Annotated in this window: 18 protein-coding genes and 3 pseudogenes; 11 read left to right on the top strand and 10 right to left on the bottom strand. The window is 73.5% G+C overall.

What is annotated here, in order from left to right; all coding sequences use genetic code 11:
• The 3 genes and pseudogenes from E1166_RS09915 to E1166_RS09925 form a co-directional block, all read right to left on the bottom strand.
• Positions 1-322 (bottom strand): annotated as a pseudogene (locus E1166_RS09915) (hypothetical protein); the annotation flags it as partial.
• 77 nt (positions 323-399) lie between these two features.
• Positions 400-2,055, bottom strand: coding sequence for a serine/threonine-protein kinase (locus E1166_RS09920; protein ID WP_243710272.1), 1,656 nt, complete (start codon positions 2,053-2,055; stop codon positions 400-402).
• A 166-nt stretch (positions 2,056-2,221) separates the two neighbouring features.
• Positions 2,222-2,722 (bottom strand): MarR family transcriptional regulator, encoded by a 501-nt coding sequence (locus E1166_RS09925; RefSeq protein ID WP_132337779.1) that lies wholly within the window; start codon positions 2,720-2,722, stop codon positions 2,222-2,224.
• A 47-nt stretch (positions 2,723-2,769) separates the two neighbouring features.
• On the opposite strand from E1166_RS09925, the gene pip reads away from it, so the two are divergent.
• The 9 genes and pseudogenes from pip to E1166_RS09975 all read left to right on the top strand — a co-directional run bounded on the left by pip (position 2,770) and on the right by E1166_RS09975 (position 10,297).
• Positions 2,770-3,717 carry a prolyl aminopeptidase gene (gene pip, locus E1166_RS09930; protein WP_132337781.1) on the top strand — a complete coding sequence of 316 codons (948 nt, stop codon included), beginning with the start codon at positions 2,770-2,772 and terminating at the stop codon, positions 3,715-3,717.
• Positions 3,718-3,760: 43 nt separating this feature from the next.
• Positions 3,761-4,219: pseudogene (locus E1166_RS09935) on the top strand (phosphotransferase); the annotation flags it as partial.
• Positions 4,220-4,330: 111 nt separating this feature from the next.
• A complete protein-coding gene (locus E1166_RS09940; RefSeq protein WP_132337783.1) occupies positions 4,331-5,167 on the top strand; it encodes an endonuclease/exonuclease/phosphatase family protein in 837 nt (278 codons plus the stop codon).
• A 365-nt stretch (positions 5,168-5,532) separates the two neighbouring features.
• Positions 5,533-5,970, top strand: a pseudogene (locus E1166_RS09950) (TetR-like C-terminal domain-containing protein); the annotation flags it as partial.
• Between the two features lie 70 nt (positions 5,971-6,040).
• Positions 6,041-6,457: a VOC family protein gene (locus E1166_RS09955; protein WP_347813018.1), complete on the top strand. Its 417-nt coding sequence runs from the start codon at positions 6,041-6,043 to the stop codon at positions 6,455-6,457.
• A 44-nt stretch (positions 6,458-6,501) separates the two neighbouring features.
• Positions 6,502-8,076 (top strand): FMN-binding glutamate synthase family protein, encoded by a 1,575-nt coding sequence (locus tag E1166_RS09960; RefSeq protein WP_132337785.1) that lies wholly within the window; start codon positions 6,502-6,504, stop codon positions 8,074-8,076.
• A gap of 70 nt (positions 8,077-8,146) precedes the next feature.
• Positions 8,147-8,671, top strand: coding sequence for an N-acetyltransferase (locus E1166_RS09965; protein ID WP_132337787.1), 525 nt, complete (start codon positions 8,147-8,149; stop codon positions 8,669-8,671).
• Between the two features lie 54 nt (positions 8,672-8,725).
• On the top strand, positions 8,726-9,913 hold the full coding sequence (gene dinB, locus E1166_RS09970; RefSeq protein ID WP_132337789.1) for a DNA polymerase IV: 1,188 nt from the start codon (positions 8,726-8,728) through the stop codon (positions 9,911-9,913).
• Between the two features lie 42 nt (positions 9,914-9,955).
• Positions 9,956-10,297, top strand: a complete 342-nt coding sequence (locus tag E1166_RS09975; protein ID WP_132337791.1) for a hypothetical protein — start codon at positions 9,956-9,958, stop codon at positions 10,295-10,297.
• A gap of 61 nt (positions 10,298-10,358) precedes the next feature.
• On the opposite strand, the gene E1166_RS09980 is transcribed toward E1166_RS09975, so the two are convergent.
• Entirely contained in the window at positions 10,359-10,760 is a 402-nt protein-coding gene (locus tag E1166_RS09980) for a nuclear transport factor 2 family protein (protein WP_165944303.1), read from the bottom strand.
• A gap of 82 nt (positions 10,761-10,842) precedes the next feature.
• On the opposite strand from E1166_RS09980, the gene E1166_RS09985 reads away from it, so the two are divergent.
• Complete coding sequence (locus E1166_RS09985) at positions 10,843-11,292, top strand: MarR family transcriptional regulator (RefSeq protein WP_132337795.1); 450 nt, start codon at positions 10,843-10,845, stop codon at positions 11,290-11,292.
• Positions 11,293-11,446: 154 nt separating this feature from the next.
• Here the strand turns inward: E1166_RS09985 and E1166_RS09990 are convergent, their stop codons facing one another.
• Complete coding sequence (locus E1166_RS09990; protein ID WP_132337797.1) at positions 11,447-14,641, bottom strand: glycoside hydrolase; 3,195 nt, start codon at positions 14,639-14,641, stop codon at positions 11,447-11,449.
• Between the two features lie 233 nt (positions 14,642-14,874).
• Here E1166_RS09990 and E1166_RS09995 point away from each other — a divergent pair, with 233 nt between their 5' ends.
• A complete protein-coding gene (locus tag E1166_RS09995; protein ID WP_132337799.1) occupies positions 14,875-15,951 on the top strand; it encodes a LacI family DNA-binding transcriptional regulator in 1,077 nt (358 codons plus the stop codon).
• 9 nt (positions 15,952-15,960) lie between these two features.
• Here E1166_RS09995 and E1166_RS10000 read toward each other — a convergent pair whose 3' ends face one another.
• From E1166_RS10000 to E1166_RS10020, 5 genes are read right to left on the bottom strand one after another with little or no spacing between them, the layout of a single operon-like run.
• Complete coding sequence (locus E1166_RS10000) at positions 15,961-16,635, bottom strand: ATP-binding cassette domain-containing protein (protein WP_132337801.1); 675 nt, start codon at positions 16,633-16,635, stop codon at positions 15,961-15,963.
• The gene (locus E1166_RS10005; protein WP_132337803.1) at positions 16,632-17,636 is read right to left on the bottom strand and encodes an ABC transporter ATP-binding protein; all 1,005 of its coding nucleotides are present in this window, start codon (positions 17,634-17,636) and stop codon (positions 16,632-16,634) included. Before E1166_RS10005 ends, E1166_RS10000 begins: the two co-directional genes overlap by 4 nt.
• Positions 17,633-18,493, bottom strand: a complete 861-nt coding sequence (locus E1166_RS10010; RefSeq protein ID WP_132337805.1) for an ABC transporter permease — start codon at positions 18,491-18,493, stop codon at positions 17,633-17,635. The genes E1166_RS10005 and E1166_RS10010 overlap by 4 nt, the downstream gene beginning before the upstream one ends.
• The gene (locus E1166_RS10015) at positions 18,486-19,499 is read right to left on the bottom strand and encodes an ABC transporter permease (RefSeq protein ID WP_243710273.1); all 1,014 of its coding nucleotides are present in this window, start codon (positions 19,497-19,499) and stop codon (positions 18,486-18,488) included. Before E1166_RS10015 ends, E1166_RS10010 begins: the two co-directional genes overlap by 8 nt.
• A complete protein-coding gene (locus E1166_RS10020) occupies positions 19,496-21,091 on the bottom strand; it encodes an ABC transporter substrate-binding protein (RefSeq protein WP_132337807.1) in 1,596 nt (531 codons plus the stop codon). The genes E1166_RS10015 and E1166_RS10020 overlap by 4 nt, the downstream gene beginning before the upstream one ends.
• Positions 21,092-21,306: the final 215 nt, after the last annotated feature.

A 21,306-nucleotide genomic window follows, 5' to 3' on the forward strand; every position in this document is an offset into this window, starting at 1 on the left:
GGGTCGTCGGGATGGCGTCCCGCGCCCGGGCGGGGGTGGACTCGGGGTACCCGGCCCAGGGCCGGCCGGGCGGTGCGGGGTGGGTAGCCGCATCCGGCCAGGTCGCGTCGAGGCCGACGGTGCGATCGGCTCCGTCGAACCAGCCGGTCGGGTCGTCACCGAGCCGCACCGTGTCACCGGTGGTGCCCAGGCGTACCGTCTCGCCGGACGCGCCGAGCCGCACCGTCTCGCCGGCCGGGCCGGGGCCGCCGGCCGGGCCCAGGCGTACGGTCTCGCCGGCCGGGCCCAGCCGCACCGTCTCGCCGGCGGTGCCGTGAGGCACGCCGAGGTGCACGGTCGGCTCGCCCGGTCCGGTCGGTCCGGCGCTTTCTTCGGTTGGGAAATGTCGCACCGGGTCGCCTAGCCGATGGGGCAGTCCGACCGGAGCGACACGTGCATCGGGCCGGCCGGGGCCGACACGTGACCGGCGGCGTCGACGGCGACGACCTCGACCGGGATGCGGGTGGTCGACTCCGGAGCCGGAAGCTCACCGAAGGTGCCGCGGAAGGCCCCACCGCCCGTGCTCGTCATCCGCACGGTCTGCACGGCACCGTCCAACTGGTAACGAAGGAACAGCCGCAGTTCCTCCGCGGTGGTGCGGTCGTCGGACGCGGTCGCGGTGACCGTGCTGGACTGCTCACCGAACACGCAGTCACCCGGATACAGGACGGTGGGGCTGACGTCCGTCTTGCCGACGACGGGCGCGGTGACGTCCGCCGGCGGGGGCGGACTGGTGCTCGGCGGAGGGCTCGGCCGCGAAGGTGGCTCGGTACGGCCCCGGCTGGGGGTCGCGGTCGCCGACTGCACCCGCGCGGTCGGCGGGCTGGCCGACGCCGGCCCGGTCGGGCTCGGCGTGGAGGTCGGGCTCTGGCTCGGCGACACGGCGGTGATGGGTGGCGCCGCCACCGGCAGCGTCGGGTCGACCGTGCTGAGCACCGATACGCGAGGCGCGGGCTTGCCGTCCACGAGGGCCAGCTCGGGAGGGTTGCGGGAGGCGAAGGTGATGCCGACCCCGCCGAGCAGCAAGGCCGCGACGAGGCCACTGCCCAGCAGCGCGGCGCGGTTGCTGCCGCGTCGCGGCAGCAACCGCGACAGGCCGACCTTCGTGGTCGCGACGCTGGTGGCGCCACCGGCGCCGTCGGGGAACGGGAACACCGCGGCGAGCAGCGCGGCGCGTCGGGCCAGCTGTCGCAGGCCCTGCTCCTCCCAGTGCGCACCGTACCCGGCCACGGCGGTGCGCTCCAGCTCGGCCAGGAAGGCGTGTGCACTCTGGGGCCGCTCGACCGGCCGCTTCGCCATACCGCGGCGCAGCAGGTCGCGCACGGGCCGGGGTGCCGGATCGAGCGGAACAGGCGCGTAGGTGTGCTGGTCCCGGAGGGTGAACAGGTCACCGCCGTCGTACGGGGGGTGACCGGTGAGGCACTCGTAGAAGGTGGCCGTGGCGGCGTAGATGTCGCAGGCGGGACTGGCCGGTGCCCCGATCCACTGCTCCGGCGCCATGTAGCGGGGCGTGCCGCTGACCGAGGCACCGTCGCCCCGGCCGACCTGCACGGCGATGCCGAAGTCGGCCAGCTTGCTGCGCCCGTCGACGTCGACCAGCACGTTCTCCGGCTTGTAGTCGCGGTGCACCACGCCCCGGCGGTGGGCGGCGGCCAGTCCGGCAAGGGAGCCCTTGAGGACGCAGAGCGCCGCCTCCGGCTCGGTGGGGCCGTGCGTCCGCAGCATCTGCCGCAGCGACACCCCGTTGACCAGCTCCATCACGATCGCCGCGCCCAGCGCTGACTCGGCGTACTCGTAGAGCCGGGCGACGTGCGGGTCGTCGACCTCGACGAGCAGCAGTGCCTCCTGTCGGAACGCCAACCGGAAGGACGGGTCGTCGCCGACGGAACTGTTGAGGTACTTGATGGCGACGGGTACGCCGCTCGCGTCGTGGGTCGCCAGCAGGACACGGCCGGACGCCCCGGCGCCGAGCTGGCGCACGGGCGTGTAACCGGACAGCTGCCAGTCGGCGGTCACGCTGCGGTCCCCCCGGTCTGCCGGGAGCTGTCGAGGATCAGTGGCACGCTGATCATTCTCACCCGGACGGTGATCGGGGCCATCGGCGCATCGGTTGTTTTCCCGGCGTTCGGACAACCGTGCCGACGAACCGGTTCGGGCGTCCGCGGGTCGGGGTCGCCGCCGGTCAGCCCACGCCGGCCTCCGGTGCGGCGAGGTGGGGCGCGACGTCGGCGATCCGTTGCCGCATCGGACGCCGGCGCAGGGCGGCGACCGCCTCGTCGACGAGCCGGCTCAGCGGGTACGACAGCTCGGCCTCGAAGCGTTCGGCCGCGGTCGCGGTGGCGGCCCACTCGGCGTCCAGGACCGGCAGCAGCGACCGGGCCCGCGCGGTGAGGTGCACCACCCGCTGCCGGGCGTCCGCCCCCGGGACGAGCGTGACCAGCCCGTCCCTGGCCATCTGCGCGACCGTCTGGCTGGCGGCGGAGTGGGTGACGCCGGTGGCCACGGCCAGCGTCCGGATCGCCGCCGGACCGGTGTCGGCCAGGGCGCGCAGCACCGGGGTGTACCGGGGGCGGAAGCCGGGCAGGCCCAGGTCGGCGTAGACCGCGGCCACGTCGCGGTCGAGCAGTTCGAGCAGATGACGCAGCCGGGTGCCGAGCAGCGCGGGGCCGTGAACGGAGGGCATGTGCCGTAATGTAACAGCACTGTTGCATCCGCCGGGGAGGTCTGACGATGGACGAGTGGTATCCGCCGATCGAGCCGTACGACCACGGGATGCTCGACGTCGGCGACGGCCACCGCGTGTACTGGGAGGTCTGCGGCAACCCGGCCGGCAAGCCCGCCCTGGTCGTCCACGGCGGACCGGGTTCGGGCTGCTGGACCGGTGCCCGCCGGTTGTTCGACCCGGCCCGCTACCGGGTGGTCCTTTTCGACCAGCGCGGCTGCGGTCGCAGCACCCCGCACGCCGCCGACCCGACCACCGACCTGCGGCACAACACCACCCACCACCTCGTGGCCGACATGGAGGTGCTGCGCTCGCACCTGGGCGTCGACCGCTGGCTGCTGCACGGCGGCTCGTGGGGATCGACGCTGATCCTGGCGTACGCCGAGCGGTACCCGGAACGGGTCTCGGAGATCGTCATCGCCGCCGTCACCAGCACCCGGCGATCGGAGATCGACTGGCTGTACCGGGGCGTGGGCCGGTTCTTCCCCCAGCAGTGGGAACGGTTCCTCGCCGGGGCCGGCGTCGACCGGCACGGCGACGTCGTCGGCGCGTACGCCCGGCTGCTGGCGGATCCGGACCCGGCGGTGCGGGACCGGGCGGTCCACGACTGGTGCGCGTGGGAGGACACGGTGGTCTCGGCCGAGGGCGTCGGCACCCCGTACGCTGACCGGCCCGCGCCGGCCCGCGCGGCGATGGTGCGGATCTGCGCCCACTACTTCGCACACGGGGCCTGGCTTGCGGAGGGCGCACTGATCCGCGACGCCGGCCGGTTGGCCGGCGTCCCCGGCGTGCTGATCCACGGACGACTCGACCTGGGCAGCCCACTGACCACCGCGTGGGAGCTGCACCGCGCCTGGCCGGGCTCCGAACTGATCGTGGTCGAGGGCGCGGGACACCTCGGCACGCAGCAGACCCGGCGACACCTGCGGCAGGCGTGCGACCGCTTCGCCGGCTGACGACAGCCGGCCGTGGACCGGCGGACCACACGCCGAGCCGGCCCGCCACCTGCTGGCCCGCCACGCCGGGCGGGTCCAGCGGTGGCTGGCCGACTTCGACCGCCTGGTCGATGCCGTCCGTGCCACGGCACCGGGCTGGGTGGTCACCCACGGCGAGCCGCACCCCGGCAACGTCATCCGGACACCGAAAGGGCAGCGGCTCCTCGACTGGGCAACGGTACAGATCGCCCCACCGGAGCGGGACCTGTGGCTGCTCACCACGGCGTTCGCCAGCCTGATCGGTGTCGGCCAGGCCGGCGACGACGACGAGGTGCTGGCCAGGTACGCCCAGGCGACCGGCCGGAGCGTCCACCCCGCCGGCATCGCCCTCTTCCGACGGTGGGGGGCGCTCGCCGAAGTCGCCGCCTTCATCGACGACCTCCGCAGACCGCACGGAGACGGAGAGGACCTCGCCGCGGCACTGGCCTGTCTCACCGGATACCTCGAAACCGCGACCGATTGACGGCTCGAACACAGCCGTGCCCGTTCTCCGGTGTCACCCCTGTCGTCGGCAGCGGCGCGCAGTCGCACGGGTCGCCGACTACACTCGCCTCGACCGGGTCTGGGCGGGTGCATGGCGGATCTCTCGTACGACGTTCTGCGGCGGCTCGTGGCCGCCATCTGCCTGATCGCCGCCGCCGCGCTGCCGGCCGAGTCGGCGGCCGGCAGCGGCTCGGCCTCGCTGGGCGTACTCCAGATGAACCTGTGCAACAGCGGTCGTGCCGGCTGCTACACGGGCCGGGCCGTGCCCCGGGCCGCCGAGCTGATCCGGGCCGAGGCACCCCGCCTGGTCACGCTGAACGAGATCTGCCAGGACGACGTGCCCACACTGGAGCGCGTGCTGGCGGGCGTCCACCCCGAGGGCAGGGTCGTGGCGGCGTTCCAGGCCGCCGGTGACCGCCCCAGCGGGGACGTCACCCGGTGCCACGACGGGCAGCCGTACGGCATCGGGCTGCTGGCACATCTCGCGGTGCCGCAGGTCAAGCACACGGTCCTCAGCGGGACCTACCCGGTACAGGACGTCAAGGATCCCGAGCTGCGCGCCTGGCTCTGCGTCCACGCCCCCGGCGTCGCCCACGCCTGCACCACGCACCTGGCCGCCTTCGACCGGGCGGTCGCCCTCGCGCAGTGCCGCCATCTCATCGACCGCGTCGTCCCGCAGATCCGCCGCCGCGCCGGATACCTGCCCACCGTGCTCGGCGGCGACCTGAACCTGCGCGACGGCGGCTCTCCCGACGTGCGGACCTGTGTGCCCCCGGGCCACCGGCGCGTCGACGACGGCGGCGTGCAGCAGATCGTGGTGACCAGCGACATCACGGTCGACGGCCGCCGGCCGCTTGGCATGAACGGCACGACCGACCATCCCGGGCTGTTGGCCGCCCTCACCGTCGATCACGATCCGGACCGGTAGCGGGCGGGTCCTCCCACGCGACGCGCCCCGGCGCGGCTCACCGGGTGACGCGGGCGACGGCGCCGGTCTCCAGCGCCACCCACACGACCCCGTCGGGCGCGACGGTGATCCCGTGCGGTTCCGAGGCCGGCGTCGGCAGGACACTCCTCGATCCGACCCTCGGCGGTGACGTGGCCGACCCGGTTGCCGCCCCACTGCGTGAACCAGCAGCCCCCGGCGGGGTCGGCGGCGATCGCGTGGGGCCGGGCCGACCGGTCCGGCAGCGGATATTCGCGGACCTCGCCGTCGACGGTGATCCGGCCGACCTGGCCGGCGCCGATCTCGACGAACCAGAGCGCCCCGTCGGTGCCGCAGGTGACGCCGACCGGCGCTGGCGCGACGTCGGAGGGCTCCTCGCCGACGTGCTCGCCGAGGCCACCGGCGACGACTGGCAGCCCCGCGACACCGGCTCGCTGCCCGGCGACCTGGCGGCCATCAACCTGGAGGTGCACGAGGCCCTGACCGCCGAGCCACCACTGACCGGGGCGCTCATCGCCGCCTCGTTCCGCTCCCCGCCGGCCGCGGCCGCACTGAGCGCCTTCTGGGCCGACCGCTACGAGCGCTGCGCCGTGGTCGTCCGGCGGGCGGTGGACCGGGGCGAGGCACCCGCCGGCACCGATGCCCACGCGCTGCTGGTCGCGGCCACCGCGCCGGTCTATCACGAACTGCTCCTGCTGCGCGCCGACGCGGACCCGGCCCGCGCCGTGCAGGCGGCCCGGGCGGCGGCGGTCGCCGCCCGGGCAGGTGCCTTCGTCGTGACCTGACCAGCGGGTCCAGCCCCGCCACGGCACCTCTCGGTGCGACGATGGCCACGGTCGTCGACAACGAGGAGGCATGGTGGCGTCGCAGCTCAACCCGTATCTGATCTTCGCCGGCAACGCGCGCGAGGCGATGGAGTTCTACCAGCAGGTGTTCGGCGGAGACCTGTCGCTGACCACGTTCGGCGAGTTCGGCACCGACGACCCGGCCGTCGCCGACCAGATCATGCACGGCATGCTGCGCACCGCCGGCGGGCACGTGCTGATGGCCTCGGACATGCCACCCGGCATGGAACTCCGACGCGGCAACGCCCACAGCGTCTGCCTCAGCGGCGACGACGCCGAGGAGCTGCGCCGCTGGTGGGAGCAGCTCTCCGCCGGCGGGGTGGTGAGCATGCCGCTGGAGATGCAGATGTGGGGCGACGAGTTCGGGCAGTGCGAGGACCGCTTCGGTACTCCCTGGATGGTCAACATCAGCCAGTCGCCGACCTGACCGGGACTGTTTGACCGGCGGCGGGACCGGAAAGAGTGCCGGGCATGAAGTGGACCGGTCGAGCCGTACCCGTCGTCGCCGCCGCCCTCGCGGGCCTTGCCGCCCGCGACCTTCTCCAGCGCGACCACGCGCTGCTGCGCACCTTCCCGGTGATCGGCCGGGCCCGCTACCTGCTGGAGTCGATCGGGCCGGAACTGCGGCAGTACATCGTCGCCGGCAACAACGAGGAGCGCCCGTTCACCCGCGACCAGCGGCGCTGGATCTACGCCTCGGCCAAGCGGCAGAACAACTACTTCGGCTTCGGCACCGACAACGACATCGAGTACACCCCCGGCTATCCGATCATCAAGCACCGCACCTTCGGCCGGGCGGTGCCGCCGTCGGCCCCGGCGGCGGGTCACGACGTGCGCCTGCCGGCGGCGAAGGTGCTCGGCGGGGCGCGCGGGCGGGCGAAGGCGTTCCGGCCCCCGTCGGTGGTCAACATCTCCGCGATGAGCTTCGGTTCGCTGTCCGGCAACGCGGTGGCGGCGTTGAACCGGGGCGCGGCGCTGGCGGACTGCCTGCAGAACACCGGCGAGGGCGGGCTGTCGCCGTACCACCGCAACGGCGGCGACCTGGTCTTCCAGCTCGGCACCGCGTACTTCGGCTGCCGCGACTCCCGGGGCCGGTTCGACCTGGCCCGGCTCAAGGACCTGGTGGCCGGGGCGCCGGTGCGGGCGCTGGAGGTGAAACTCAGCCAGGGCGCGAAGCCCGGCCTGGGTGGGCTGCTGCCCGCGGCCAAGGTGTCGGCGGAGATCGCCGCGACCCGGGGCGTCCCGGCGGGCGAGGACTGTGTCAGCCCGTCCCGGCACGCCGAGTTCTCCGACTGCGACAGCCTGCTGGACTGGGTGGAGCTGCTCGCCGCCGAGACCGGCCTGCCGGTGGGCATCAAGTCCGCCGTCGGCGACCTCGCCTTCTGGGAGGAGCTGACCACACTGATGCGCGACACCGGACGCGGCGTGGACTTCGTGACCGTGGACGGCGGTGAGGGCGGCACCGGCGCCGCGCCGTTGATCTTCACCGACACGGTGTCGCTGCCGTTCCAGCAGGGCTTCGCCCGCGTCTACCGGACCTTCGCCGAGCGAGGGTTGCACCAGGACGTGGTCTTCGTCGGGGCCGGCAAGCTGGGCCTACCGGACAACGCCGTCGTCGCGTTCGCGCTCGGCTGCGACATGGTCAACGTGGGCCGGGAGGCGATGCTGGCGATCGGCTGCATCCAGGCGCAGAAGTGTCACACCGACACCTGCCCCACCGGGGTGGCCACCCAGAACCGGTGGCTGGCCCGAGGACTGGACCCGACGGTCAAGTCGGTACGGGCCGCCAACTACGTGCGTACGCTACGGCGGGATCTGGTGAAGGTGGCCGAGGCGTGCGGGGTGCCGCACCCGGGGCTGATCGACACCGACACGGTGGAGATTCTCGACGGGCGTACCTCGTCCAGGCCGCTGCACGAGGTCTACGGCTACCGGCCCGGGTGGGGTCTGCCGTCGGCCGCCGACCAGGCGGAGATCGTCGCGTTGATGACCGGTGAGGCACCTCAGGGCGGCAGCGCTCCCCCGTCGGCCACCGCCGTCGGCTGAGCCGCTCTCCCCCGCCGTCTGCGAAAACCCGTGGCCGCCGGCCCGCCGTCTCCGGCAGGATCCCGGTTCGATGCTGATCAGACGTGAAACCTCCGCCGACATCCAGCCGATCCGCGCCGTGCACACCGCCGCCTTCGCCCGGGCGGGCTCGCCGGACGGCGTACCCGTCGAAGCCTCCCTGGTCGACGCCCTGCGCGCCGACGCCGGCTGGCTGCCAGCCCTGTCCCTCGTCGCCACCGACCCCGACGGCCAGGTCGTGGGGCATGTGGTGGGCACCCGGGGCACCGTGGGCGGCGAGCCCGTCGCCGTCGGTCTCGGCCCGCTCGGTGTGCTGCCCGCACGGCAGCGCCACGGGGTGGGCTCGGCGCTGATGCACGCCGTGCTCGCCGCCGCCGACGCCCTCGACGTGCCGCTGGTCGTGCTGCTCGGGCATCCGGAGTACTACCCGCGGTTCGGGTTCCGGCCGGCGGTCGAGCTGGGCGTGACCCCACCGGGGCCGTGGGAGCCGCCGTACTTCATGGCCCGCCCGCTGGCGGCCTGGCGTCCGGAGATCCGCGGCGCGTTCGCGTACGCCGCGCCATTCCTCGACCTGTAGGGCGTTTGGGCAGGTCAACACGGCGACAGTGGCCCGCCATGCGAACATGTGTTCGTGTCGACCGAGGCCAGCATCCTGCACGCCGACCTGGACGCGTTCTACGCGTCGGTGGAGCAGCGCGACAACCCCCGGCTCCGCGGTCGGCCGGTCATCGTCGGCGGCGGCGTGGTGCTGGCGTGCAGCTACGAGGCCAAGGCGCGCGGGGTGCGCAGCGCGATGGGCGGGCGGCAGGCCCGGCGGCTCTGTCCGGACGCGGTCGTCGTGCCGCCCAGGATGGCCGCCTACACGGCGGCCAGCCGCGCCGTGTTCGAGATCTTCCGGCGCACCACTCCGGTCGTCGAAGGGCTCTCCATCGACGAGGCGTTCCTCGACGTGGGTGGGCTGCGCCGGCTGGTGGGCCCGCCACTGGAAATCGCGGTACGGCTGCGGGCGGAGGTCCGCGAGCGGGTCGGCCTGCCGATCACGGTCGGGGTGGCCCGGACGAAGTTCCTCGCCAAGGTGGCCAGTGGGGTCGCCAAGCCGGACGGGTTGCTACTGGTGCCGCCCGAGGGCGAGCTCGGCTTCCTGCACCCGTTGCCGGTGGAGCGGCTGTGGGGCGTCGGCCCGGTCACCGCGGCGAAGCTGCGCGAGCGGGGCATCCGTACCGTCGGGCAGGTCGCCCGTCTCGGCGAGGCGACGTGCGTGTCGCTGCTCGGTGGCGGCACCGGCCGGCATCTGCACGCCCTGGCCCACAACCGGGATCCCCGGCCGGTGCAGGTGGGCCGCCGCCGGTCGTCGATGGGCGCGCAGCACGCGCTGGGTGGCGGACCGAGGACCCCGGCTGATCTGGACGCGCTCCTGTCCGGCCTGGTCGACCGGGTGGCCCGGCGGATGCGGGCCGCCGGCCGGTCCGGCCGCACGGTGGTACTGCGGCTGCGGTTCGCCGACTACACCCGGGTCACCCGCTCGCACACCCTGGGCAAGGCCACCGCCCAGACCGCCGCCCTGCTCGACACGGCTCGGGCGCTGCTGCGGGCCGCGTTGCCGGAGATCGACCGCCGGGGCGTCACCCTGGTCGGGCTCTCGGTCGGCAACCTCGACGACGCCCCGGTGCAGCCGGAGCTGCCGTTCGCACCCGACCCGGGTGTCGAACTCGACGCGGCCGTCGACGCCGTACGCGACCGGTTCGGCGCCGCCGCGCTGACCCGGGCCACGCTGCTCGGCCGCGCTCCCGGGGTGGAGATGCCTCGCCTGCCCGACTGACGCCACCTTTCCCCGGTACCGCGCCTCGGGCATCCTTGGTGGATGGGAGAGGTGCTGCCGATGCCCGGTGTTGGTGACCTGTTCACCGATCTGCGGGGCGACGATCGGATGATGCGGGTCAGCTACCACCCGGAGCGGTCGGCCGTGGTGCTGTCGCTGTGGCGCGGAGCCGTCTGCCGGGGATCATTCCGGCTGGCCGTCGAGGAGGCGGGTCGACTGCGGGCGCTGCTGGAGGCGATCGAGGCCCGTGCCGCGCCACCGGCCGGTGCAGCCGTCGGGCGCGAGGCGGCACCGGAGGCGGCGGAGGTCGTCCAGACCGGCGATGTCTCGGATGCAGCCCGTCGGGTGGCGCTACCGGTCGTGCCGGCTCCCCGGGTCGCCTGACCGCCACGCCTCCTGCTGAACCGGCTCGACCTGGCGGCGTACCAGCCGTTCCACGCGGCGACTACGAGACGTGTCGCCAGAGCGGGGAGATATGGGCCCGCGCAAAGCGCCAGCCGACCGGCGTACGTACCGCGGCGTATCGAACGTGGACTCCGGCCGTCCGGTGCGGCGCCTCGCCCTGACGGAAGAAGTACACGAGCTGATGGGTGTTGACCTCGGCGCGGTCGCCGTCGAGATCAATCACCACGTCGGTGTTGAAGTGCTGCGTCAACTCCTCCTCGGGGCTGGTCCGGCGCACCACGTCGACGATGTCGTCGATGCCGTTGAGGGTGCCGCGCGGGCTGCTGGTCTCGGCGTCCACGGTGTACACGGTCCGCAGGTGGTCGAAGCGCCGCTCGTCCAATGCCCGGGCGAGCCTGGCGACCAGCTCGGCGATCTCGACGCGGTCGGTGAGGTGGGACATGCCGATCCTCCATTTCGTTGGTGACACCAACGATATGACAGAACCGTTGGCGTTGCCAACGTTTCTGTTAGCGTGATCACCTATGGAGTCAACACCGAGTCGTCTCGCCACCAAGGCAAGCTGGCTGGTCAGCCAGACCGCCGTGCACGTACGGCGACTCATCGGCGATGAGTTCGCCGCCGCCGGCTCGCGGGGCTACCACTATCGTGTGCTCGCGGCGTTGCAGGAATTCGGTCCCGCGAGCCAGGCGGAGCTGGGGCGGCGTTGCCGCATGGACCGCAGCGATGTCGTCCAGGCCGTGACAGAGCTGGAGAGACAGAGCTTCGTCGAGCGCTCCGCCGACCCGGCGGACCGTCGGCGCAACATTGTCACGATCACCGGGGCGGGACGGCAGCAACTGCGCCGGTTGGACCGCACGCTCGACACAGTGCAGGACGAGCTGCTCGCCCCGCTGTCGACCGCGGAACGGCAGACCCTGGTCGCGTTGCTCGCGAAGGTCGTCAAGCACCACGGTGACACGCCGACCTCATGATCCGGGTCGGCGTGCATCCAGCCCAGATCAGGGCCGGGAGCGACTCAGTGCATTCGCTCGTCGCGCCGACGCCGACGCGAAGGCGGGTCCGGTGGTGTGGTGGTCACCACCGGACCCGCCGGCCGTCGCCCGCGTCGACGCGGACCGGCCGAGATCACCGCCGGAACTGCACCGACCAGGTGCGCGTACGCGAGCCGTCCTCACTGGTGACCGTCACGATCGCCGTCCGGGTGCGGGCGTCGGCCTGACGCACCGTCACCTCGGCGTACGGGTCGGCGGTCACCGCGCTGACCGACGGCAGCGCCCCCTTGGCCACCACGTAGACGGTGCCGCGGTCGGGGTTGAACCCGGCGGCCGGCTTGCCGTCGAGCAGGATCGCGGTGGCGCCGGCGTCCGACGAGGTGCCGGGCCCGTGCGCGTAGGTCTCGATCTCGCTGATGGTCATGTGCCGGTTCGGGTACGCGGTGAGCACGATCCGGTACGCGTCGGTGACGGTGGGCGGCACCGGGGCCTCGACCACGGGCCCGGTCGGGGTGCCGGTCGGGACGGTGACCGGATTCCCGGCGTCGACCCAGTTGCCCTGCGGGTCGCGGACCTGCACCCGCAGGGTGTCGGGGTAGCTGTCGCCGCCGTCGCGGTAGAAGTGGGTCACGACCCGGGTGAGGGTCTTCCGCTCGGGCAGGGTGACGGTGAGCGTGTCGCTGGTGTTCTTGTTCTCCGACTTCCAGTTCGACCATGCCTTGTCGGTGAGGTTGCCGTTGGTCAGGCCGGTCGTGGAGTAACCCGGTTCGGTGAAGGTGGCGGTGACCGTACCGGTCGGGGTCTTCCGCTCGACCGGAGCGGTGACCTGGACCCGGGCGGTGGCCGGCAGGGTCCGGCCGTCACCGGCGTCGGCCTGCCCCGCGACGGTGACGACGCCGACCGTGTCGTACGCCCCCGCCGGCGGGGTCTGCCAGGTCACCGGGCGGTCGACGCGCGCGCCGCCCCGGGCCACCGCGGTCACCGTGGCCGGCAGCTGCGGTTGGCCGCCGGGGATGGTCTTGGCCCGGCCCGGTTCGGTGCTGACCAGGGTGTCGACGACGACCGTGGCCTGGGCGGTGTGGGTGCGGCCGAGCACGTCGGTGGCCCGACCGATGACGGTGACCGTGCCCGGCTTCTGCCAGGTCCACGCGCCGGGCAGTCGCCACGTCACGGGCAGTGTCCCCCGGGGCCCGTCCCGGCGGATCGGGACGACGGTCGCCGGCAGTGTCGGCGACTTACCCGGCACGGTGAACGCCTGGGTGCGCTCGATGCCGAGGACGGTCTCGTCGACGATCCGCCAGCGCTGGTTGACGCCGGAGTTGGCCAGCCAGGTGGACACCGCGGCACCGTCCTGGGTGGCCTGGCCGCCGACCTCGAGCAGCCGCCGGGTGGCGGCGTTGACCAGAGTGTACGTCCCGTCTCCGGTGGTGGAGAGGATCCACTGGGCCGTCGGCGCGGGTGCGGGCACGGCGGGCACCAGGGTGACGGTGCCGTCGATCACGGCGAGCTGCCGGTTCCCCCGGGCGGTGCTGAGGGCGTAACGTTCCCGGTTGCTCTGCCCGCCGGTGAGCTTGGTCAGCCGCCACAACTGGTCGGCGCTGAGCGGGTCGTCGGTGCGGATCACCGCGCCGGAGGTGCTGCCGGACGGGGCGAGGGACCGGCCGCTCTGTACGCCACGGAGGCGGTAGACGTGGCCGTCCTGGATGAGCCCGGCGTCCTTGGCGACGCCGGAGACGCCGGTGACCAGGAACGTCGTCACGGACTGGGCGGGCACCTGCAGGCTGGCCGCGCGGTCCCGGACGGCGACCGGGGTGCCGGTGCGCAACGCCCCCGCGGCGCTGGTGACCACCGGGGTGACGGTGGCGTCGGGCGCGACGGTGCCGAAGGCCGACAGGTCGAGGCGGACGTTGCGAGCCTGGGTGCCGGAGTTGACGTGCACGACGGTGGCCCGCTTGTCGGCGGAGACGGCGGCGACGCTGGAGGTGTCGTCGACGGCGATCATCCGGTCACCGGGGCGGATGTGGTGGGTGAAGTTACGCACCGTGTGGAACTTGGTGTTGGTGTAGATCGGGCAGGTTTCCAGCGTGTCCTCGGCCGTGCAGTCGAACGGCAGTTGGATGCTGCCCCAGTTGGAACCCTGCGGGAACTCGCCACCGGGTTTCATGTTGTCGTAGTCCTCGACCGGCTGCCAGAACGCCCAGGCCGACGGCTCCAGCTCCCGCAGGTCGTCGATGATGTGCTGGGCCATGCCGAGGCCGGGCGCCATGTTGGTGAGGCTGTGGCCGTTGCCCCAGGAACCCTCCACCTCGCTCATCCACAGCGGCTTGTTCTCGCCCTTGGCGATGTCCCGGACGGCGGTGCGCTGACCGGTGCCGTAGGTGTGCACGTTGAGCTGGGCGACCTCGCCACGCACGTCGTCGGCGTAGGCGTTCCAGTTGGTGAGGAACGTGCCGGGGTTGGTCTCGTCCATGGCGGAGATGACGGTGTCGCTGCCGGCGGCCCGCAGTTTCTTCGCCAGCGCGCGGAGCACCTGTTGTTGCAGTGCGGGACCGGCATGTGCACCCTCCTGCCGGCCGCCGACGGGGTTGCCGTCGGCGCCCAGACGGGTGCCCCAGTAATTGGTGTTCGGTTCGTTGAGCGGGTCGATGGTGTCGACCGTGATGCCGTGCGCCTTCTCGAGGTGTTCGGTGACCCGGACCAGGTAGGTGGCGAAGTCGTCGACCTTGTCGGCCCTGATCTGGTCCTTGGTGGAGTCGAATCCGCCGGAGACGTACCCGCTGACGGTCTGGAACCACGGGGGCGAGTTGCTGAAGGTCTCCCAGTGCGTGATGTCGGCCTTGATCCGGTCGATCCACCACCGCTGCGTCTGGTCGGCGTCCCAGTTCCAGTGGTTGGGGTCCTCCGGGTTCCACCAGTCCTTGTCGGCGCGGGTGGTGCCGGCGGGCGCCTTCCACCAGCCCGGCACGGCCCCGCCGCGGCGCAGGTAGTCGGGGACGTCGGGGGCGTTGCCGCCGCCGATGTTGTAGCGGGCGATGTTGAGGTTGAGACCCTGCGGGCCGAAGACCAGTTGGGCCAGCTTCTCGCGGACCTCGGGCGGGTAGTTGCCGGTGGCGTTGGCGAACCAGACCAGGCTGGTGCCCCAGCCTTCGAACTCCTGCCCCTGGTACGACGGGTCAGGTCGGACGCTGACCGTCGGAACCTGCGCGACGGCGGCCTGGGCCGCGCCGACGGCGGGGGTGACGGCGGCGCCGGCGGTGACGGTGCCGGCGGTGACGATGGCGGTGGTGACGGCGGCGGCGAGCCGTCGGACCGCTGGGTGTCCCTTCACGGTGGGCGGGTCTCCTTCGTTGTGCGGAGCGCCGTTGGCCGACGGCCGGGCGGCCAGGTTCGCGCAAACATCGCAACCGCCGGGGAGGAATGCCAGGGGATCTCAGCGGACACCGGCCGGCAATGTTTACGTAAACATGGGTGCCGGGATAGTGTCAGCCGGCCATCGGCCCGTCAAGACATGACCACCAGGTCGGCGCCGGGCGCCGTGGACCGCCGGAGGGAGCGAGCGGGATGAGCACGATCCGGCCACCCGAGACCTTCTCGGCCGGTCCACCCGGGACCGGTTCGCGCCCGCCGCGTCGACGCCGCGTCTCGATGGCCGACGTGGCCCGCCTCGCCGGGGTGTCCGCCCAGACCGTCTCGCGTGTCTCGACCGGCCACCCGGGCGTGGTCCCCGCAACCCGTGAGCAGGTCCTCACCGCGATGCGGCAACTCGGCTACCGGCCCAACGGCGCCGCGCGGGCCCTGAAGTACGGCGAGTTCCGCACCATCGGTGTCGTGCTGTTCACGTTGGCCACCACGGGCAACAGCCGCACCCTGGAGGCGATCGCCACGTACGCCGCCGAGGCCGGCTACGTCATCACCCTCATCCCGGTCACCTCCCCCACCCAGGACCGGGTCGACGGCGCCTTCACCCGGCTCGGCGAACTCGCCGTCGACGCCGTCATCGTGATCATGGAGGTTCATCTGCTGGACACCGCGACGGTGGTCCTGCCGCCGGGCGTCCACGTCGTCATCGTCGACTCCGACGCCGGGGAGCGCTACTGCGTGGTCGACACCGACCAGGCGCACGGGGCCCGGCAGGCCATCCACCACCTGCTCGACCTCGGGCACCGGACGGTGTGGCACGTGGCCGGGCCGCCGGAGTCCTTCGCCGCCGAACGACGTGCGCTGGCCTGGCGTGGGGCGCTGCGGGAGGCCGGGCGGCGGGTGCCGCCGCTGCGCCGGGGTGACTGGTCCGCCGAGGCCGGCTACCGGGCCGGGCTGGAACTGGTCGAGGAGCCCGACTGCACGGCCGTCTTCGTCGCCAACGACCAGATGGCCCTCGGCGTGCTCCGCGCGTTCCACCAGCGCGGCAGGTCGGTGCCCCGCGACGTGAGCGTGGTCGGCTTCGACGACATCGCCGAGGCGGGTTCGTTCATCCCGCCGCTGACCACGGTCCGTCAGGACTTCGCGGAGGTCGGCCGCCGCTGTGTGGAGGCGGCGCTGCGTCAGGTTCGCACCGGCGCCACCGAGACCGGCACCACGCTGGTGCCCACCCGGCTGGTGCTGCGCGACAGCACCGCCCCGCCCCGACAGCAGCGGTGACGCCGCAGCTCAACCGGTGGGTCGCCCTCCGGCGGGCAGCTCGACCACCCGGGTCGCCCAGCGCGTCAGCAGGGCCGCGTCGTGGCTGACGAGCAGGACCCCGGCGCCGTGCTGGCGTTGGTAGTCGGTGACGACGGCGGCGAGGTGGGCCTGGGTGGAGGCGTCCAGCATGGCGGTGGCCTCGTCGCAGAGCAGGTAGCCGGGCCGATGGACGAGGGCACGGGCGAGACAGGCCCGTTGCAGCTGCCCGTCGCTGACCGCGTGCGGACGGCGGGCGAGCAGGTCCGGGGTGAGGCCCACGAGATCGGCCAGTTCGCGGGCCCGGGCCCGGGCCGCCTCGCGTGGGGTGCCGGTCGCGCGCAACGGCTCGGCGATGAGCTCGGCGAGGGTCAGCCGCGGGTCGGTGGCCGCGCGCGGGCTCTGGAAGAGGATCGCGACCCGGGTACGGACGGCGGCCGGCAGCCGGTGACGGACGCCGGCCAGTCGCTGGCCGTCGAGGGCGACGTGACCGCCGTCGGGGGCGTGCAGCAGGGCCAGGACCCGGGCGAGGGTGGATTTGCCGCTGCCCGACGGGCCGCGCAACCCGACCGTCTCGCCGGCGGCGATCCGCAGGTCGACCCGGTCGAGGACGCGCTGCCGGTCGTAGTGGACGGTGATCTGGTGGGCGACGAGTGCGCTGGTCATGCCGGTGCTCCCAGCGGGTGGTGGCAGGCCGCCCGGCCGGGGCCGGGCAGCGCCGGGGCCGGCGCGGTCCGGCAGGTGTCGGTGGCGCGCTCGCAGCGCGGGGCGAAGGCACAGCCCGGCGGCAGGTCGGTGAGCATCGGCGGATGCCCGGGTACGGGCCGGAAGGCCCGGTCGGGCAGGGCGTCGAGCAGCCCGGCGGAGTAGGGGTGGACGGGGGCGTCGAACAGGGCGCCAGCGGGGCGGTGCTCGACGATGCGGCTGGCGTACATGACGGCGATCGTGTCGGCGACCCGCCGGGCGGCGGCGAGGTCGTGGGTGATGAGCAGAACCGCCGCACCCGTGTCGCAGCGTCGCCGCAGCAGGTCGAGGGTGTGGTCGACCAGGGGCCGGTCCAGGCCGGTGGTGGGTTCGTCGGCAAGCAACAGCGGCGGGTCGGGGGCCAGCGCCAGCGCGGTGACCAGACGTTGCGCCATCCCGCCGGACAGCTCGTGCGGGTACCGGTCGAGGTCGGCCGGGTCGAGGCCGACCTCGACGGCGAGCCGGTCGGCGGCCGGGTCGGCGTCCCGGCGGGGGTGGCCGTAGGCGCGCAGGGTCTCCACCAGCAGCCGCCGGCCGGTGCGTACCGGGGTCAGCGCGGTGGCCGGGCTCTGTGGCACCAGCCCGAGCGCGCGCCCGCGCACCTCACGGGCGAGCCGGCGCTCGCCGCAGCCGAGCAGGTCGACCGGGTTCCCGGCGGGTGGGTGCAGGCGGGCCTGCCCGGTGACGGTGGCGTTGCCGGGCAGCAGGCCGAGCAGGGCGTGGGCGAGCACGGACTTGCCGCAGCCGGACTCTCCGACCACGGCGAGGAGTTCGCCGGGGTGGACGGTCAGCCGCAGGTCGGTGACGGCGTGCACGACGGCGTCGCGGAGCCGGAAACGGACGGTCAGCCCCTCGACGTCCAACAGGGCTGGCGCACGGCCGGCGCGGGCGCCGGTCGTGGTGGCGGGGGCGGTGGTGGTCACAGGTGCAGCTCCGCTCGTACGCGGGGGTCGAGGCGGTCGCGCCACCGGCCGGTCAGGGCGGCCAGCGCGAGGGTGACCGCGACGAGCAGCAGACCGGGCACCAGGCTGGCCCACCAGGCGCCGGTGAGCAGGGAGCGCTGTCCGTCGTTGATCATGTTGCCGAGGGAGGCCAGGTGCGGGGGCAAGCCGAGGCCGAGGAAGGACAGCGCGGTCTCGTGCCAGACGGCGTGCGGCACCATCAGCGTGGTAGCCAGCGCGATTCGCGGCAGGACGTGGGGCAGCAGGTGACGGGTGAGCACCCGGGTGCGGCTGGCACCGCCGGCGACCGCCGCGTCGACGAACGGGCGGGTACGCAGGCTGAGCAGCTCGGAGCGGACGATACGGGCGGTGGACAGCCAGTGGGTCAGCCCGATGGACAGGATCACCGCGGCGAGGCTGGGACGCAGCATCGCCACGATGAAGATGCCCAGCAGCAGGTGTGGCAGAGCGGCGATGGTGTCGACCACCCGCATCAACGCCCGGTCGACCCGGCCGCCGCAGGTGGCGGCGACCGTGCCGACGAGGCCGCCGATCCCGGCGGCGACGAGCGCCGCGACCGCCCCGACCAGCAGCGAGACGCGCAGCCCGTAGAGGCTGCGGTGGGCGACGTCGCGGCCCAGGTCGTCGGTGCCGGCCAGGTGTGCCCAGGAGGGGGCGAGCCGGGTACGAGCCAGATCCACCGCGCTCTCGTCGAGGGGCCAGAGCAGGGGCGCGGCCAGGCAGGCGGCGACCGCGGCGACCAGGACGACCGAGGCGAGGACGATCCCGGGCCGGAACAGCGGTCGCCGGAGGCGGGCGGGCAGGGCGAGATCAGTCATCGAGGCGTACCCGGGGGTCGGCGGCGGCGTAGGCCAGGTCGGTGAGGAGGTTGGCGGTCAGCACCACGACGGTGGTGGCGAGGGTGGTGGCGGCCAACAGCGGGAAGTCGCTGCCCAGGGCCGCCTGGACGGTGACCGCGCCGAGGCCGGGCAGGGAGAACACGGTCTCCACCAGCACCGCGCCGCCGACCAGTTCGGGCAGGTGGGTGCCGACCAGGGTGAGGAACGGCAGCAGCGCGGTCCGCAGGGCGTGGCCGAACAGGACGGTACGCCCGGGCAGGCCGCGGGCCCGGGCGGCGAGGACGTGGTCGTCGCGCAGGCTCTCGGCGACGGTGTCGCGGACGAACAGCACGAACCACGGCGCCTGGGAGATGGCCAGCACGGTGACCGGCAGGACGAGGTGCCGGGCCACGTCGGCGGGTTCGGTTCCGGTGGCGGTCACGTCGGTGAGTCCGCCGGCCGGCAGCCACCCGAGGGCCAGGGCGAACACGGCGATGGCGGCCAGCCCGAGCCAGAACACCGGCATCGACTGCACCGCGTACGCGCCGGCGCGTACCGCCCGGTCGAGCCAGCCGCCGCGCCGGTACGCGGCGACGGTGCCCAGCAGCAGGCTCGCCGCCAGCACCAGGGCCAGGGCGGCGCCGACCAGCAGTAGCGTCCAGCCGGCGCGCGCGGCCAGCACGTCGGCCACCGGCTCGTGGCGGCTGGTCGACCAGCCCAGGTCACCGCGGAGCAGGTTGCCGACCCAGCGGGCGTACTGCACCGGAAGCGGGTCGTCGACACCCCAGTTGGCGCGGATCTGGGCCAGGTTCTCCTCGCTGGTGGTGAACGCCGCCGCACCGGCGTACTGCTGGGCGGGGTCGATCGGGGAGGCCGCGCCGAGGACGAACATGCCGACGCTGGTCGCGGCGAGGACCGGTACGGCGACCAGCAACCGGCGGCGGACGACCGCACCGGCGCCGGCCAGCCGCCGGCGCCTGGCCAGGGTGGCGGCGGTCGGCGTCACGACGCCTTCGTCCAGGTGTGGATGTTCCACCAGAGGCTGTTGGCCACGTCGTGCTCGTGCGGCTCGACCCGGGGCGTCACCCCGGCGACCGCCTCCTTCACCACGTAGGTGTGCTTGAGGTAGGTGAGGAACACCCACGGCACGTCGGTGGCGAGCTGCTGCTGGAAGAGGGCGTAGGCGGCCTTGCGGCCGGCCGGGTCGGCGGTGTCGCGGCCGTCCTGCAGCGCCTTGTCGACCACCGGCGACCGGTACGAGCCGGGGTTGAAGAAGCCCTGACCGGCGAAGGCGGAGCCGAACAGCTTGTAGGAGACGAAGTCCGGATCGTACGGGGTGCCGTAGCCCATGATCAGCGCGTCGGTGCGCATCCTGGGGGTGATCGCGTCCCAGGTGAGGCCCTCGGGGGTGATCCTGATGCCGATCTTCTTGGCGTCGGCGGTGACGGCGAGGGCGAGTTCCTTGCGCAGGCTGTCGGTGGCCGGGTACATCAGGGTGAACGCGGCCGGGCGGCCGTCGCGGACCCGGATGCCGTCCGCGCCGGGTCGCCAGCCGGCGGCGTCGAGAGCGGCGGTGGCGGCGGCCGGATCGGCGGTGGCGGGGCCGGCGGCCGACGGCGTGGCGAACTCCGACGAGGGTGGGATCGGGCCGTGCGCCGGCTCCCCCGCGCCGCCGAGCACGCCGGTGACCATCGCCTGGCGGTCCACCGCCGCGTTCAGCGCCCGGCGCACCGCCACGTCCCCGGTGACCGGGTTGCCCATCGGCAGCATCACCCCCCGGTAGTCGGCGGTGGGCACCCGCTCGACCCGGTAGCCGGCCTGTCGGTCGAAGCCGGAGGCCAGCTTCGGCGCCAACTCTGCGGCGTCGAACTCCCCGGCCCGCATCCGCTGGGCGCGGACGTTGTCGTCGGCGACGAAGGCCACCACGACCCCGGAGTTGGCGGGCCGACCGCCCCAGTACGCCTCGTTGGCGGCCAGGACGAGCCGGTCGCCCGGCGTCCACGACGTCACCCGGTACGGGCCGGTGCCCACCGGCTTGCGGTTGAAGCCGGCCTGGTTGATGTCCTGCCCGGCGAGGGCCTTGGCCGGCACGATGCCGAGGGTGAGCCGTTGCAGGAACGGCGCGTAGGCGTACTTCAGTCGGAACACCACGGTGGACGGATCCGGCGCGACGACCGAGGCGAGCATGTCCAGGTCGGACCGGAGCGTGGAGTCGACCTTCGGATCCAGCACGGCCTGGTAGGTGAAGACCACGTCCTGGGCGGTCAACGGACTGCCGTCATGGAAGCGTACGCCCTCGCGCAGGGTCGCGGTGACGCTCCGTCCATCCGGCGACACGGTCGGCAGTTCCCGGGCCAGCGCCGGGACGAGCCGATTGCCGGCGTCTCGGGTGACGAGACCGTCGAAGATCAGCGAGCCGCCGTCGACCCCGTAGTTCAGCACCGGGTTGAGCGTGTCCGGTTCGCCGGCCGTGGCGACCACAATGGTGCCGGCGCCGCCGGCCCCGCTGGAGGTGGCCGCCGGGGACGAGCAGCCGGCCGTGGCCATGAGGGCGGCGACGGCCAGGATCGCCGCGCGGGTGGACAGCGGGGTACCCATCAGATGCTCCCGTGAGTGGTCAGGTGGTGCGGCGGCACGAGGCCGCCCGCCCCGAAGGGCACGATCGACCCGATGATCGGGGCCGACCGTCGGGATGCCAGCATCACGTAATTGCCAGTGATATGCAACAAAGGATTCGGCACTGTGATCCTGTCCGCAGGACACCGGGGAGCCACCGCCGGCACGGCCGCGGCCCGAGTGCCCGAACACCGGCG

Origin of the sequence: Micromonospora sp. KC213 (assembly GCF_004348325.1) — a bacterium.
In the GTDB taxonomy this organism is placed as follows: domain Bacteria; phylum Actinomycetota; class Actinomycetes; order Mycobacteriales; family Micromonosporaceae; genus Micromonospora.